At 66.6% G+C, this 14,630-nt stretch carries 12 protein-coding genes; 5 read left to right on the top strand and 7 right to left on the bottom strand.

Translation table 11 applies throughout. The features are described from left to right. Nucleotides 1-24 precede the first annotated feature (24 nt). Entirely contained in the window at nt 25-1,914 is a 1,890-nt protein-coding gene (locus ACIBH2_RS06580) for a CocE/NonD family hydrolase (protein ID WP_397114171.1), read from the top strand. Nucleotides 1,915-1,917: 3 nt separating this feature from the next. On the opposite strand, the gene ACIBH2_RS06575 is transcribed toward ACIBH2_RS06580, so the two are convergent. The 3 genes from ACIBH2_RS06575 to ACIBH2_RS06565 form a co-directional block, all read right to left on the bottom strand. After that, nucleotides 1,918-3,318 carry a serine hydrolase domain-containing protein gene (locus ACIBH2_RS06575; protein ID WP_397114169.1) on the bottom strand — a complete coding sequence of 467 codons (1,401 nt, stop codon included), beginning with the start codon at nt 3,316-3,318 and terminating at the stop codon, nt 1,918-1,920. Between the two features lie 30 nt (nt 3,319-3,348). Then, entirely contained in the window at nt 3,349-4,323 is a 975-nt protein-coding gene (locus ACIBH2_RS06570) for an alpha/beta hydrolase (RefSeq protein WP_397114167.1), read from the bottom strand. Between the two features lie 231 nt (nt 4,324-4,554). Beyond that, entirely contained in the window at nt 4,555-5,724 is a 1,170-nt protein-coding gene (locus ACIBH2_RS06565; RefSeq protein ID WP_397116854.1) for an Ig-like domain-containing protein, read from the bottom strand. A 235-nt stretch (nt 5,725-5,959) separates the two neighbouring features. Between ACIBH2_RS06565 and ACIBH2_RS06560 the strand changes: the two genes are divergently transcribed. Further along, nucleotides 5,960-6,931 (top strand): alpha/beta hydrolase, encoded by a 972-nt coding sequence (locus tag ACIBH2_RS06560; protein WP_397114165.1) that lies wholly within the window; start codon nt 5,960-5,962, stop codon nt 6,929-6,931. Between the two features lie 4 nt (nt 6,932-6,935). On the opposite strand, the gene ACIBH2_RS06555 is transcribed toward ACIBH2_RS06560, so the two are convergent. Continuing rightward, a complete protein-coding gene (locus ACIBH2_RS06555; RefSeq protein ID WP_397116852.1) occupies nt 6,936-8,342 on the bottom strand; it encodes an MFS transporter in 1,407 nt (468 codons plus the stop codon). Between the two features lie 232 nt (nt 8,343-8,574). Here ACIBH2_RS06555 and ACIBH2_RS06550 point away from each other — a divergent pair, with 232 nt between their 5' ends. Next, nucleotides 8,575-9,999, top strand: coding sequence for a DUF222 domain-containing protein (locus ACIBH2_RS06550; RefSeq protein WP_397114163.1), 1,425 nt, complete (start codon nt 8,575-8,577; stop codon nt 9,997-9,999). A 187-nt stretch (nt 10,000-10,186) separates the two neighbouring features. On the opposite strand, the gene ACIBH2_RS06545 is transcribed toward ACIBH2_RS06550, so the two are convergent. Then, nucleotides 10,187-11,377: an epoxide hydrolase family protein gene (locus tag ACIBH2_RS06545; protein ID WP_397114161.1), complete on the bottom strand. Its 1,191-nt coding sequence runs from the start codon at nt 11,375-11,377 to the stop codon at nt 10,187-10,189. An 82-nt stretch (nt 11,378-11,459) separates the two neighbouring features. On the opposite strand from ACIBH2_RS06545, the gene ACIBH2_RS06540 reads away from it, so the two are divergent. Then, complete coding sequence (locus tag ACIBH2_RS06540; RefSeq protein ID WP_397114159.1) at nt 11,460-12,029, top strand: CGNR zinc finger domain-containing protein; 570 nt, start codon at nt 11,460-11,462, stop codon at nt 12,027-12,029. A 161-nt stretch (nt 12,030-12,190) separates the two neighbouring features. Then, nucleotides 12,191-13,045, top strand: coding sequence for an RNA polymerase sigma factor SigF (locus tag ACIBH2_RS06535; protein WP_397114157.1), 855 nt, complete (start codon nt 12,191-12,193; stop codon nt 13,043-13,045). Here the strand turns inward: ACIBH2_RS06535 and ACIBH2_RS06530 are convergent. Further along, nucleotides 13,042-13,623, bottom strand: coding sequence for a hypothetical protein (locus ACIBH2_RS06530; RefSeq protein ID WP_397114155.1), 582 nt, complete (start codon nt 13,621-13,623; stop codon nt 13,042-13,044). The two genes, ACIBH2_RS06535 and ACIBH2_RS06530, sit on opposite strands and share 4 nt — an antisense overlap. Nucleotides 13,624-13,712: 89 nt before the next feature. After that, on the bottom strand, nt 13,713-14,609 hold the full coding sequence (locus ACIBH2_RS06525) for an alpha/beta fold hydrolase (RefSeq protein WP_397114153.1): 897 nt from the start codon (nt 14,607-14,609) through the stop codon (nt 13,713-13,715). Nucleotides 14,610-14,630 lie beyond the last annotated feature (21 nt).

Below are 14,630 nucleotides of genomic sequence, written 5' to 3'. Positions count from 1 at the left end.
ACGACGCCGTCGAGAGGATTGACCATGGCCGCGCCCCTGCATCCCGGCACCATCCCGCTACCGCCGGACACCCGCTTCGATATCGGGCCCGAACAGTATCCGGCGGTCCACCTCGATCCCACGGTCACCATCCCGCTCTCCGACGGGGCAGTGCTGTGCGCCGATCTCCACCGGCCCGCCTACCGCAGGTCGGAACCGGTCGCGGACGCCCTCCCGGTGGTCGTCAACTTCACCCCGTACAACCGGCTGGCCAATCGCTACGGTGGGCGGATCGCGCGGCTCGCCCGGCGGGCGGGCAGCCGGGTGCGGCCCTCGGACCGGCGTCGCTTCACCGGCCGCGATCTGGCGCACACCCCGGCCGGTGGCGCTATCGATGTCTGGGCCACGAACCGCACACTGGTGTCGCGCGGCTACGTGGACCTGGTAGTGGATGTGCGTGGTACCGGATCCTCCACGGGGACTTGGGATTTCTTCAGCCCGCGCGAACACCTCGACTACCTGGAGGTGCTGGCGTGGGTGCGCGAACAACCGTGGTGCGATGGGCATCTCGCGGTGACCGGCATCTCCTATGGCGGGATCGCCGCGCTCATCGCGGCGGGGCAGCGGCCGGAAGGGCTCGATGCCGTGTTCGCGATCGTGGCCGGTGAGGATCCGGTTCGGGAACTCGGTCTGACCGGAGGCGTGCCCACGCCGGGGATGGCATTGTGGCTGGCAGCCGTCAATGCCGGAAAGTTCCTGCCGTCGCCGCGCGGGCTGGTGCGCAATCGGCTGCTCGGGCAGTATCTACGCGACCGGGGCTCCGAACCGTTCAGTGGGCTGGGACTGGCCGCGCGCATCGCCACCACCGACGGGCATCCCGACGGATTCCTGAACGACCAATGGGCACAGCGGCTTCCGGCCTTCGAGAACATCACCGCCGCCACCTGGATCCACGGCGGCTGGCACGATGTGTACAACCGGTCGAACTTTCGCATGTTCGACCGCATCGACCTGCACGGCGGTGCCAAACAGGTCCTGGTCGACGACGGCTACCACATCAGCATCGGCGGCGGATTCGGTGAACCGGGCAACCCGCCCGCGCTCGACGAATTGCAGTGCGCGTGGTTCGACAAGTGGCTCAAGGGAATCGACAACGGCATCGACGGCTACGGCCCGGTCACCGTGCGCCGCCAGGGCGGTGGAGGCTGGTTCACCCGACCGAGCTTCCCCGACCCCGCCGCGACCGTGCGACGGCTTTACCTCGCCGCCCAACGCAGCGGTTCGGCGGCGCACGCGAATACCGATGCGTCCCTCAGCGATACGCCACCGGCCGACAGCACCCGACTGCCCTTGCCGACCGGGCGCGGCAGCCTCGCCTCCAACAACACCGCGCTCATGTCCACGGGCGCGACCACCCTGCTGGGCCACGGCCGCGACGATCGCCGCGCCGAGGCCGCCGCGGTCACCTTCACCACCGCCGCACTGGAATCCGACCTGGTGCTGTCAGGGCCGCTCAACCTGCATCTGCGGGTGGAAACCGGTGGGACGGACGCCTTCTGGTCGGTCACCGTCACCGATGTCGAACCCGACGGTACGTCGGCCACCCTCACCCGCGGCGCGCTGCTCTCCTCGCTGCGAGCCGTCGACGAGGCGGGCAGCACCTACGTCGACGGAGAACTCGTGTTCCCGCTGCACACCCTGCGCGCCGATGCGGTGCTGCCGGTGGTGCCGGGGGAGCCCTTCGACATGGATATCGAGATCAACCCCACCGAGGCGGTGCTGCGCGCGGGGCATCGGCTGCGCGTCGCCATCGCCCCGGCCAGCTTCCCTCGGCACTGGCTGCCCCCGGCGCTGCGGCGAAAGGTGAACGGGCAGACCATCGTTCTCGATCCGGACCACCCGAGCTACCTCACCTTCCTGACGGTCGACGGGTAGCCGTCAGCGCGGCGTGTTGCCGAGGGCGAGCAGCGCCCCGGCGATCTGGCCGCCGGTATCGAGCAGCAACTGGAACACGTCCAGCGGAACCACGGTTCCGTTGCACCACAACACATTGCAGTTGGTGGAGGCGTACGGTCCGACGCCGAGCAGGACCGAGACGGCGTTCACCGGGTCGGCCAAGGCGGCCAGCGTCTCCACATTGTCGATGTGCAGCGGCTTGCTGGGGTAGCGGTACGGGTCGTCGTAGGGCTCGTCCGGCACATCGCTGACCGCCGTGGTGACGCGGCGGAACAGCTCCGCATTGTCCGGATTGCCGCTGCCGGTGAGCAGGGCGACCGGATTGGCGAGGTTGAGGCGGGTCGGCACGCCGAGGCGGACGATGACCAGATCGCGGCTGGGCACAATGGTCAGGAACTGCCCGAGCGCGCCCTCGAGGGTGTACAGGTCGTGCGGGGAACCGGGGAACAGCCGGTGGTCGTAGGAGTTGGCGACGGGCACCTCGACGCCCTTGTAACTGTCACCGGCATTGAGCCAGAACAGGAATCCGTACCCGCCATTGGAGTCGGCGGGCGTGCGCGCCTGACGGACATAGTCGGCGTCGAGGAGCTGCCGGTCACCCCAGCGGCCCTCGCGCAACAGCAGCTGCCCCAGCCGACCCAGATCATTGGGCCGCATGGCGAGCCCGCCATTGACCGCGGTATTGCCGCTGCGGTCACGCAGCCACACCCAGTTGCCGCGATCGATTCCCAAGGGCCCCATCAGTTCTCGCTGCGCGAAGTCCTGGAAATCGGTGCCGGTGGTGGCCTCGACGATCTTCACCAGCAGCGCGATGACATTCTGCGCGTACTGGAAGGTGGTGCCCGGCTCGTGCTCGATCGGCTGCGCCAGCGACTGCCAGGCCGAATCGGTGTAGAGCCCCGCGATATCGGTCGGCCAGCTGAAATGCATGCCGGTGTTCTGGTTGAGCACCTGGCGCACAGTGAGATTCGCGTGCGCCGCATCGGCCTGCGGGAAGAACTTCCCGAGCGGGTCGTCGACCCCGAAGTAGCCCATCGAGATGGCGCGGCCCACCACGATCGACGCCACCCCCTTGGTGGCGCTGGCCAGAGGCAGCGGCACATTCCCGGTGGGCGTGCGGTCGCCGACCAGACAGCCGTGCCGGTACACCTGCACGGCGTAACCGCCCGCGCGAGTGCCGAAGTCGAGTGCGTCGTTCACCGCGGCGGCATCCATTCCCACCGCGCCCGGATCTCGCCGCTCGAAGAAGGCACCGGCGGCCGGTGCGGCACAGTCCGATTCGTCGCTCGGCTGGGCCGAGACGACGGGAGCGGCGGCGAGGGAGACGGCGGCGACCAGCGCGGCGGCTCCGAGCGGACCGGCCCAGGTGCGGCGGAACTTCATGGATAGCTTCCTCATTCGATGAATCGGGGATCAGTGGAGGCGGTCCGCGAGCGCATTGCGTTCGACGGTGAAATACGTGGGGTCCGAACGCAATCGCCAGTCCGGACCGACGAAGAAGTCCTTGGCGGTTTCGTCACCGAAGGCCAGGTACAGCAGCCAGGCCGTGGCCGTGCCGTTGGACAGCCAGTGCTCGGGAGCGTCGACCGGCGAGAAATGGCTGACCCCACGGGCATTGGCGATCCACGCCGGTGCGTTGGAGGTCAGGTTGTACTGCCACCACCGCACCCACGCGAAATCCGGTACGACCCAGTCGTTGTAGCCGGTGAGGAAGAGTGTGGGGACGGTGAGCAGCGGGCCGAGCGCCAGTGGGCCGGGCTCTATCGCCAGCACGCCCGCGACCGTCAACGCCGGGTCGATCGCCCCGGCGACCCGCGGCAGCACCGAGGTGATCTGCTGCGCGGCCTGGCCACCGGCGGAATGTCCCGCGAAGATGGTCCGCCCGAGGTCGATCCTGTTGTGCAGCGGCGAATTCGGATCCCTGTTCGCGCCGATCGCCACGGCGAGCCCGGCGGCCGGAACGTAGGCGAGGGAGTTGAAGTAGTCGTAGGGGACCGTCACCACGAATCCGTGGCCGACCCACTGCCGGGCCAGTCGGTCGTACATGCCGGGGTTGGAGTGGATGCCCGGCGTCAAGACGATCAGCGGGGCGCTGCCCAGCTCGGCGATATCCGCCGGATAGTAGGTGTTCACCCCGATCGGCGACTCCAGGCCGTTCGGGAACGCCTGCGTACAGGTCAGATCCTCCCGATTGCCGAACGCGTGCACCACGACGTGCTGGATCATCCCGAAGACCGACTCCTGGCACGGATTCGTTCGTACGGCCGTCGCCACCGGATGCGGTCCGGCGGTGGCGAACACGCTCTGCGCGGTCGCCCCGGGCGGGCTCTCCTGCGCTGTCGCGACCGGCCCCCCGACCACACCAGCCAATGCGATCGCCGCCACCATGACGCCGACCCGCGGCCACCTTCTCGACAACTCTGTCCCCTCCCTCGCGGGCCCCACGCCGAACATTGTGAAACCCATTGGTCTCGGACACGGTAGACAGGTGTGGTTCGGAGCACAATAGGCGAGCGCGGGAGACAGCCGTCACCGCCTGGTTTCAGGCCGGAAAATCAGAGCCTGAGCTGCGTGAATGTGTCATCGCACAATAATGCGCCCGACCGGGTGTGCCGGACGCTAACGCAAGGCGCTACCGCCACACCACTGAGCCCACGGAATACCCCAGTCCCCGTTCTGCCAGATGTCGAGGGGTTCGCCGCCGGTATTGCGGACCTCGACCACATCGCCCGGGACGACGAAATCGTAGAACCACGCGGCGTCGGCGGGGGAGAGGTTGAGGCAGCCGTGCGAGACGTTCGTATTGCCCTGGGCCCACATGCTTTCCGCCAATTCGTGGACGAAGATGCCGTCATGGCTGATGCGCACCGCATTGTTGATTTTCGTGCGGTAGCCGAGGCGGGAGTTGACGGGCAGGCCGTAGCTGGAGGAGTCCATGGTCACCGAACTCTGGCGGTCCAGGACGGTGTAGGTGCCGGGGCGGGTCCAGAAGGACAGCACATTCCCGCCCACGACCGCCGTCCCGCCCATGCCCATCGAGGTGGGCATGGACCGCACCAAAATGCCGTTCTCGAAGACGTCGATATGTTTGGTGTTGTCGTCGGCGATGGCGACGTGGGCCGGGCCGATGAGCACCGAGACGCGCTGATCGCGCAGACCGTACCGCCCGTCGCCGAGCGCGACACCGAAAAGTTCTGCGGCAACGGTGATTCGGGTGCCCGGCGCGTAGTAGTGCTCCGGCCGCCAATGCGCGTTGCGGTCGTCGAGCCAATACCAGCTGCCCGGCACCGCGGGCTCGGTCGTGACCTTCAGATGGTCCTCGGCCGCCACTTGGTCGACAGCGTCGTCGAACCGCGCGACCAATACGAAACCCACTCCGTAGGTGTCGTTTTCGGCCAACTCCATCATGGTCGCCGAGCGCAACGACACATCGACGAGCTGATCGGGCAAGACCGTCGCGCAGGTCGTCGTGGCGGTGATCTCGCCGGTTTCGCCGTGCGCCACCGCTTTCGCGGTATAGGTGTGGCCGTAGCCGAGGGGTTCGGTGCTGGTCCAGCTCCGCTGATCGGGTGCGGGCGCGCCCGGTAGCGGTCGACCCGTCTCGTCCAGCCATTCGACCGATCGCAGCGTGCCGTCGGAGACCGTGACGGTGGCGAGCTTGCGCGGATCGACCGCGCGCGAATCCAGCGGGGGATCGAAGCGGAGAACGGCCGGTTCGGGCTGCGGCGCGGGTGGCCGCTCCCGGGCGCATCCCGCCAACACGAGACCACCGGCGCAAGCCATGAGCATGTCGCGACGTCGCAAGGTCACCGCATATCTCCCTTCGACCAGCCGTTCTCAGGGTGTCAGCATGCGGCAGTCGCGTGTTCGGCGACACGCCGACGGGCGGCCGCTCCACCTATCTGTCGCGCAACCGACACCGTTCCTCGATCAGAAGGCAACTGACGAGCGAATGTTGCGGCTCGCTCGCGGAACACGCCCTGCGGTCCCTCGAAATCGGCGCTCAACCGGGGATACTCCCACTATGCAACGGCTTCTGCGTGGCCTGGTCGTCCTCATCGCTGCATTCGCTGTGCTGTTGCCAATTCCGGCAACAGCCGATCCCGGATCGTCGATTCTCGAAGTGCGTCCCCTCGGCGGCCGCCAGTTCGAGGTCGTCGTCTACTCGGCGGCCATGGGCAGAGCGATCCCGGTCTGGGTGTCGCACCCGGGCGGACCCGCGCCCGCGCTGTATCTGCTCAATGCGATCGACGGTGGTGAGACCGGCGGCCCCTGGACCAATCGCACCGACGCCGCACGGTTCTTCGCGGACAAGCCGGTCAACGTGATCCAACCGATCGGCGGACACGCCTCCTACTACACCGATTGGCTCGCCGACGACCCCGTGCTCGGCCGCAACCGCTGGTCCACCTTCCTGATCGACGAACTACCGCCACTGATGGAAGGCCATTTCGGAATGACCGGCCGCAACGCCGTTGCGGGAACATCCATGTCGGCGACCTCGGCCCTCAACCTCGCGATCGAGGCACCCGGCCGATATCAGGCCGTGGGCTCCTTCAGCGGGTGTCCACGCACGAGCGATGCGATGTCGAACCTGTATGTGCACTCGCAGCTTGGGCTGTTCGGCGGGAACGCCGGGAACATGTGGGGAGGATTCGGCAATCCGGCCTGGGCGGCGCACGACCCGGTGCTCAACGCGGAGCGGTTACGCGGTGTGGCACTGTACATTTCGGCGGGCAATGGCGCGCCGGGTGTCCACGACACGCTGACCGACCCATCGATTGCCGGTGACGCCGGTCGGCTGGCGGACCGTATGCTGGTGGGCGGCGGGATGGAATCGGTGGTGCGCGGCTGCACCGCCGCATTGACGGATCGACTTGCCGCCCTGGGGATTCCGGCGACGGTAGTGAACCGCAACGGAACTCACGCTTGGCCGTACTGGCAGGACGACCTGCACGATTCGTGGCCGGTGTTCGCGGCGGCGCTCGGGGTGTAGGGCGTCAGGACCGATCCGGTTCGGGCAGAAAAAGAGTCAGCACGCCCAGGCCGAGCGCGACCGCCGCGATGGCGGCGAACATGGTGACACTTCCGGCAATGGTGTGCGCGCGGAAGAACACCGCACTCAACAGGGCCAGGCCCAAGGCATTGCCGATCTGCTCGATGGTCGGCAACAGCCCCGACGCCGCGTCCATCTGCCGCTGCGCCAAACCGGAGAGCATGATGGGTTGCAGTGGTACACAGAACAATCCGATGCAGAACCCCGCAAGGAAGACCGGGCCGATGACCAACGGTATGGAGACGTCGCCGTCGGTCATATCCAGATACGCGGCACCGACGGCGACGCACAGGCCATAGCCGGTGATGCCGACCGTCATCGTGCGAACTCCCCAGCGTCGCACCGAGAATGGCGCTGCGAGCGCGCCCGCACAGGCTCCGAGGGCGAACGGCGTCATCAGTAGGCCGGTTTTCCAGGGGGAGAAGTGGAGTTCGTCTTGCAAGGTGATGGATATCGCGAAGACGAAAGCCGTGAAGAGGCCGAAGAATACGGTTACCAAGATTGAGCCGATGGCGAAGCGACGATCGGCGAATAGGTCGAATCGCAAGAGTGGGTTGCGGGCTCGACGTGTCTGTCGGCGTTGCTGAACGAAGAACACCGTCGAACATGCCGAAGCCGCTGCCATGAGAGCGAATGGTTCGGACTGCCAACCGTTTTGCTGGATATCTGTGAGGGCGTAGAGCAGTAGGAACAAGCTGGCGGTGGACAGCACTGCCCCGGCGGGGTCGAGGGGCTCGCGGTGTTCGGGACGACCCAGGTGCAGGTATCGGAAGGTCAGGGCGAATGCGAGCAGTCCTAGTGGCAGGTTGATGAAGAACACGGCTTGCCAGCCGAGTCCGAAGAGGTTCGCCGCTACGAGTGCTCCGCCGAGGATGGGGCCGACCATGCCCGCGAATCCGGCTACGGCGCCGAGGATGGCGAAGACCTGGGGGTGGCGGTTGCGCGGGAAGCTGGCTGTGACGATGGCGATGGTTTGTGCTGCCATGCCTCCGGCGGCGCAGCCCTGGAGTACTCGGGCGGCTATGAGTTCGGGTGCGGTGGAGGATATTCCGCACCACATCGATGCGGTTGTGAAGATCAGCAGGGAGGTGAGGAAGGTGGTGCGGCGGCCTAGTCGTTCGCCGAGTCTTGCGGCTGTTAGGAGGGTGCAGGCGAAGGTCAGGGCGTAGGCGGAGATGAACAGGAGTTGTGATTGGGGGGAGGCTTTGAGGTCTTTGGTGATGGTGGGGAGGGCGGTGGTGATGATTGTTCCGTCGACCATTTGCATGAATACGGCGATTAGGCAGCCGGTTAGGGTGGGCCAGGGGGCTGCCTTCTTGGGTGTGGTTTGGGTGCTCTGTGTCTGGTCGATGTGGTTAGGGTAGTGGAAGGTAAGAGATTAAAAGCATGAAGTGTGGTTGCGTCGGGTGCCTTTCCTGACTTGAGCTAACGCGACTTGGGAGCCTCGGCTTCGGCTTCCGGCGTTTGGGACTGCACTAATGCTGTTTTAGAGAATCAAGAAATAAAAGAAAACAGACTTTTGAGAATTCCATAACCGGACAAAAGCCGTTCTGTCGCAACCATTTTCGCGATAGAATTACAGCATGATACGGGGCGGGGTACAACGAGCACACGATGCGGTCGATTCCTTCGTCGCGGTGGTCGACGAATTGGCGGAAGCGTCGCTGATTCCGCTGTCGGATGACGAATACGTCGACGCCATGCTGCGGATCGAAACCGCGATGCGGAAACTCGCCTACTTCGGCCACCGACTGGTCATGGGAGCCTCCGACCGTGGCCTGCCACGCGTGCCGGGACGCTCGGCGCTGCACAAGTATCTCGTCGAGACATTGAACCTGTCGAAGGCCGAGGCATGGCGGCGCATTCAAGCCACGGAGAACCTGGTGCCGTTTCTGGGTGCGAGTGGGGCACGGCGCGAGCCGTTGTTGCCGCACACCGCCGAAGCCCAAGCCGAGGGCGCGATCTCCCCGGATCATGTGCGCACGATTATCGCGACGATGAACAGGGTGCCCGCGAGTGTCGCGGCCGCGGACCGGGAGCTGGCCGAGCAGGAACTCGCCGCGCACGCGCGGGAGGTGACCCCGCATGGGATGCGCAGGCTCGGTGAGGCGATCCTCGCCCATCTCGATCCGGACGGGAAGCTCACCAGCGATGCCGACCGGCAACGTCGCCGCGGTATCACCCTCACCAGCCAAGGCGTGGACGGTATGTCCGACGGCGTGATGACGTTGACCCCGTCGCTGCGGGCGTTGATGGACGTCATGCTCGCGAAGTGGGCGCGTCCGGGCATGTGCAATCCCGCCGATCCTGAAAGCCCTACCGCCACCGCTGGTCCCGTCGACCCGGAGGTGGTGAAGGCCGCCGCCGCGCGCGATACGCGCACGGCCGCGCAGCGCAATCATGATGCGTTCGAGGCGTTTCTGCGCGCGGGTGGCCCGGAGAACCTCGGTGTGCATCGCGGTATCCCGGTGCAGGTGGTGCTGACGATGAGCGTGCAAGACGTCGAACAGGCGAGCGGCTATGCCACCACCGCGACCGGTGGCAGCGTCCCGCTGGGTGAGGCGCTGCGCATGGCTCAAGGCGCGCACCCCGTGTTGATGATCTTCGATCACCGCCGCAGCATGCCCCTGCACCTCGGAGTCGGACCCCGACTCGGCAATCGGTGGCAACGGCTGGCGCGCACGGCGATCGAGCGTGGCTGCACTCGTCCAGGTTGCGACGCTCCGGCGACGATGTGCCAAATGCACCACGTCCTCGGCTACGCGCAACGGGGCCCGACCGATATCGAGAACCTCACCCTGGCCTGTGATCGCTGTCATGGGTTGATCACCGGCACCGAGGCGGGGTGGGAAACCCAAGTCCTCGGCGAGGATTCGGAGTTCCCGGGCCGCGTGGCATGGCGTGCACCCGCGCACATCGACCCCGCGCGTCGGTGGCGAGTGAACCGAGCCCACCACGGCGAAGCCCGCTACGTCGCGAAGCGGCGTGCCCCACACACCGGCCAATGATCCGGGCGAGTGACTCGTTCTTGCTCTTGAATCTTGTTTCTCTAAAACAGCATTAGTGCAGTCCCAAAGGCTGGAAGCCGAGGTCGAGGCTCCCAAGTCGCGTTAGCTCAAGTCAGGAAAGTCACCCGACGCAACCACACTGAATCTTTAACTCTTATACAAGCCACCCAGTAGCCAGCGAAGCGCCTTATTGGCCACGCTCCAAAACCGCACGTACACCAAGCACCGCCCCCAGCCCTCCCCGCAGATCAGCGACGAACTCCCCCGGCACCTCCAACGACGGAAAATGCCCCCCGACCTCAGGCACCCCCCACCACACGATCTCCCGAAACCTCCGCTCCGCCCAACCCCGCGGACACTTCTCGACATCACGCGGATAGACAGTGAGCGCCGAGGGAACCTCAACCCGCAACTCCGGATCGAGCGAATCATGGCTTTCGTAGTAGATGCGAGCCGCCGACGCACCCGTCCCCGTCAACCAGTACAGCGTGACGTCATCGAGAATCCTGTCCCGCGAAACCCTCTCGAACGGAGAGTCCTCGGTATCCGTCCACTCGGCGAACTTGTCGAGTATCCAGGCGAGCAGCCCGACCGGAGAGTCGACGAGCGAATACCCGATGGTCTGCGGCCGTGTCGCCTGCTGTTTCGCGTATGCCGCGCGGTGGCCCCAGAAGTCGCGGGTCTCCTCGGTCCATGCGATCTCGGCCGCCGTCAGCCCGTCGGTCGTCAGTCCGGGCGGGGCCTGCGGGGTCAGTGTGTGGATGCCGAGGACGTGTTCGGGGAATCTGCCGCCGAGGACCGTGGTGATCACGCCGCCCCAGTCGCCGCCGTGGGCGAGGAACTTGTCGTAGCCGAGCCGTCCCATCAGCTCCACCCAGGCGGCGGCGATCTTCTCGATTCCCCATCCCGTCGTGGCCGGTTTGTCGCTGTACCCGAAGCCCGGCAACGACGGCGCGACGACGTGGAAGGCTGGCGCGCCAGCGTCTGAGGGGTCCGCCAACTCCTCCACGATGTCGACGAATTCGGCGACGCTGCCAGGCCAGCCATGCGTCAGGATCAGCGGAACGGCGTCCGGGCGCTCGGAGCGGCGGTGCAGGAAGTGGATTCCGAGGCCATCGATGGTCGTGCGGTACTGGCCGATTCGGTTGAGGCGGGCTTCGAACGACCGCCAGTCGTACTCGGTGCGCCAATAGTCCACGAGGTCGACGAGATCGGCGAGGGGCACGCCCTGATCCCATCGGCGCGGGTCGGGTGCGGCGCGGTGGACCGTCTCGGCCTCCGGCAGTCGCGCCGCGGCCAAGCGCGCTCGCAGATCCTCGAGGTCGGCGTCGGTCGCGTGGGCTTCGAACGGTTGTACGTCGTCGCTGATGCGGGGCATGAGACCTCCTTGGTCACGTGGAACCGGCTAAGACGGTTCTAACACGGCGTTGTGACAGGCGGCAACCAGCTAAGATGGTTCCATGCGCGGTGGGTTTCCTGATTTTCGGCTCGGCAACGTGCTGGCGACCAGCTTCACGGGGACGCTGTCGGAGCGCCATGGCACTCCCGTGGAACGCATCCCCACACCGCAGCGACTCGTGGACTGGCTGGCGGTGAGCGGCCTCGCGGTCGACTCCTGCACCGCCGCACAGCACGAACTCGCCCGGGAGCTGAGAGAAGCGATTCACGCCGCCGCGACCGCAGCCGCGACCCAGGACGCGCTTCCCGCCGCCGCCGTCCGAGTAATCAACGAGCGCAGCATCGAAGGCCGGGCAGCGGCCGTCCTGACACCCGAGGGCCACCGGCAGTGGCGACTCAGCTCGGATTCCCGCGTCGAAGACGCCTTGGGCGTTATCGCAGCCGACGCCGTCAGCATCATCGCGGGCGAACGTGATGGAAAATTGGCCTTGTGCGCCTCGCCGACCTGCCAGGCCGCGTTCTTCGACACCAGCCAAAGTCGCACCAGGAAATGGTGTGACATGAACACCTGCGGGAATCGCTACAAGAAGGCCCGATTCATTGCCAACCAGCGCAAGAGCGGCGTCCGTTAGGGCCGGTAGCGGTCGACGCGGCGTTTCCAGCCGTCAAGGCAGGGAAAGTCGCGAAATGATTAATGTTTCGACGACGTCGGTAGTGGGGTACTCCCCTTGATACGTCGGGTCGGTACAGAAAGATGCCGGTTCGGTGAAGTCGGAGGGAACGAGGAGTTCCGATGACGGAGTCGACCCCTGCACAGACGACCACGTTCGCGTCTCATGCCAGGAACACGGGCGACAGCTACGACAATTTGGAACCGTGGTTCGGCAGGCTCGCGGCTTTGGCCGAAGACGATCCGAAGCGTGCCGAGCTACGCGAGGAGATCGTACGGCGAGGGCTGCCGCTGGCCGAGCATATCGCGCGCCGATTCGCCAGGCGCGGTGAGGAATTCGACGATCTCGTGCAGACCGCACGGGTCGGGCTGATGCATGCCGTGGATCGATTCGATCCCACCCACGGCGCGCAGTTCCTGTCCTTCGCGATCCCGACCATCATGGGTGAGGTGCGGCGGCATTTCCGTGATCGCACCTGGGCGGTACGGGTTTCGCGCGGTATCAAGGAGACCCACGCGCGGCTCGGACCCGCCACCGAGGTGCTGGCGCAGCGGCTGCATCGCATGCCGACCGCGCGGGAACTCGCGGCGGAACTCGAGGTCGAGGTCACCGAGGTCACCCGGGCCATGATCGCCGCCAACTGCCACGACACCGATTCGCTCGACGTCGCCGCGGCCGATGAGGATTCGGGAACCTACCCACTGGTGGAGCGCCTGGGCGCGGACGATCCGTGCTACCACCTGCTCGAGGACTCCATGGCGGTGCGGCCGCTGATCGCGCAGCTGCCGCAACGCGAGCGGCAGATCCTGATCTGGCGCTACTTCGGGTCGATGACCCAGAGCCAGATCGCCGATCGCCTGGGCATTTCGCAGATGCAGGTCTCGCGCATCCTCTCGCGCACCCTGACCATGCTGCGTGACCAGGCCCTCGCCGAACCCGCCGAGCGTGAAGAGGTGACGACCAGCGCGCGCCGTTAGGCCGCGATCCTGCGCAGCCCGGTGACGCAGCCATCGGCATCACCCCGCCAGACACCCGCGCCGCCCGCTACGGCGGCGCGGGTGACCACTGTGCTCGCGTCGAGTGAAAGGCGTTGGGGGAGTGCGCCGCTCAGCGCTCCCTGAATGGCTCCGGTCAACGCGTTGGCCTCGCCCTTCAGGGTGCATGCGTCGACCGCGCCCGTTCCGCGGTCGGCTACCGCGGTGACGAGGGTGTTGCCTTCCCGCAGCCCCTCCATCACGACGGCGGTGAGGATAGTCTCGCTCGCGTCGATAACGGCGATCACCGGCCGCCGGACGCCGTCGACGTAGACCTCGGGAATGAACGACGCGTACACCGTGCCCGCCCGGCCGACCACACTCACGATCCCGGTCCGCCCGTCCTGGACGAGACGGCCGCCGGTGACCGCGACGCGCGCCCGGGCATCACGCTGATTCGCGGCCTCCAGCCGCGGCGACTCACCGCGTGGCGAGGCGTGCGCGGGCGTCGCGACGCCGCAGAGGATCGCTCCTCCGACAAGCAGTGCTCCGAACCCGATCCAGCCCGTCGAGCGCCGCATTCGATCCTCCGAGAGTCGCCACCGTCGCACCGCAGATCACCGAACGGGGAGAACCTACCAGGCGCGACAGCGACTTCCGGGCAACCGGGCTACGACGTAGCGTTCGCCAATTCGACCAGCCGGGCGCGCACCAGTTCGGGTCGCTCGTCGACGATGAAATGCCCACAGCCCGTGACGGGTTCGAACGTGTAGTCGTCGGCGCGGGCCGTCTCGGCGGCCGCCAGGGAATGATGCACGGCGGCGTCGTCGACACCGAAGAGCGCGCGGATCGGAACGGTGACCCGACGGCGCTCGGGATGCCTTGCCAGACGCGGGATCTCGCGCAGCCAGAAGGTGCGATAGGTGTCGGTGGCGGCCCGCGCGCAGACGGGATCGCGGAAGCGGTCGGCGAAAACCCGCACCGTCTCGGCGTCGACCGCACCACGATCGGTGAGCGCGGAGCGCATGAGCAGGTTCAGGAATCCGGTGCGCCGCTGCAACGGCACCCCGAAGGTCGCGATGAGCGGTTGGTAGGCGAGGAATCGCCACATCTGTTTCGCCACCGTGCCCGTCGGCGACCACGGATGCGCCATGTTCAAGGCGAGGAAGCCCGCGAAGCGTTCCGGTTCGCGCAGCACCATGCGGTAGGCGACATACGCGCCCCAGTCGTGTCCGACGAGCAGAGTTCGCCCCACCCCCAACGCATCCAGCAATGCCAGCACATCGGAGGCCACATCTTCCTTGGCCCATCGGTGCGGCGGCGCACCCGACCAACCGTATCCGGGCAGATCCGGCGCGATGATGCGCAAACCTTCCGGCGGATCGGCCAGTAGATCGCGGTAGGCGTAGTGGTGCTGCGGCCACCCGTGCAACAGGAGCACCGGACGCCCTTGTGCCGCACCGGATTCGGTGACATGGAAGCGCACGCCCCGGGCCTCGACGAAAGTTCGCCGCACACCGGGAATCGCGGGCGGCTGGGAAACGACGGCACCATCGACATCGGACATACCGCTCACCATAATTCGCCG

The sequence above is a fragment of the Nocardia sp. NPDC050406 genome, assembly GCF_044459025.1.
GTDB lineage: Bacteria > Actinomycetota > Actinomycetes > Mycobacteriales > Mycobacteriaceae > Nocardia.
This window is presented reverse-complemented; position numbering and strand designations above follow the sequence as displayed.

Excerpts from the sequence above, each read along its gene's own strand:
- ACIBH2_RS06580 (WP_397114171.1), top strand. The coding sequence starts at position 25 with ATGGCCGCGCCCCTGCATCCCGGCACCATCCCGCTACCGCCGGACACC.
- ACIBH2_RS06575 (WP_397114169.1), bottom strand. The coding sequence starts at position 3,318 with ATGAAGTTCCGCCGCACCTGGGCCGGTCCGCTCGGAGCCGCCGCGCTG.
- ACIBH2_RS06570 (WP_397114167.1), bottom strand. The coding sequence starts at position 4,323 with ATGGTGGCGGCGATCGCATTGGCTGGTGTGGTCGGGGGGCCGGTCGCG.
- ACIBH2_RS06565 (WP_397116854.1), bottom strand. The coding sequence starts at position 5,724 with ATGCTCATGGCTTGCGCCGGTGGTCTCGTGTTGGCGGGATGCGCCCGG.
- ACIBH2_RS06560 (WP_397114165.1), top strand. The coding sequence starts at position 5,960 with ATGCAACGGCTTCTGCGTGGCCTGGTCGTCCTCATCGCTGCATTCGCT.
- ACIBH2_RS06550 (WP_397114163.1), top strand. The coding sequence starts at position 8,575 with ATGATACGGGGCGGGGTACAACGAGCACACGATGCGGTCGATTCCTTC.
- ACIBH2_RS06545 (WP_397114161.1), bottom strand. The coding sequence starts at position 11,377 with ATGCCCCGCATCAGCGACGACGTACAACCGTTCGAAGCCCACGCGACC.
- ACIBH2_RS06540 (WP_397114159.1), top strand. The coding sequence starts at position 11,460 with ATGCGCGGTGGGTTTCCTGATTTTCGGCTCGGCAACGTGCTGGCGACC.
- ACIBH2_RS06535 (WP_397114157.1), top strand. The coding sequence starts at position 12,191 with ATGACGGAGTCGACCCCTGCACAGACGACCACGTTCGCGTCTCATGCC.
- ACIBH2_RS06530 (WP_397114155.1), bottom strand. The coding sequence starts at position 13,623 with ATGCGGCGCTCGACGGGCTGGATCGGGTTCGGAGCACTGCTTGTCGGA.
- ACIBH2_RS06525 (WP_397114153.1), bottom strand. The coding sequence starts at position 14,609 with ATGTCCGATGTCGATGGTGCCGTCGTTTCCCAGCCGCCCGCGATTCCC.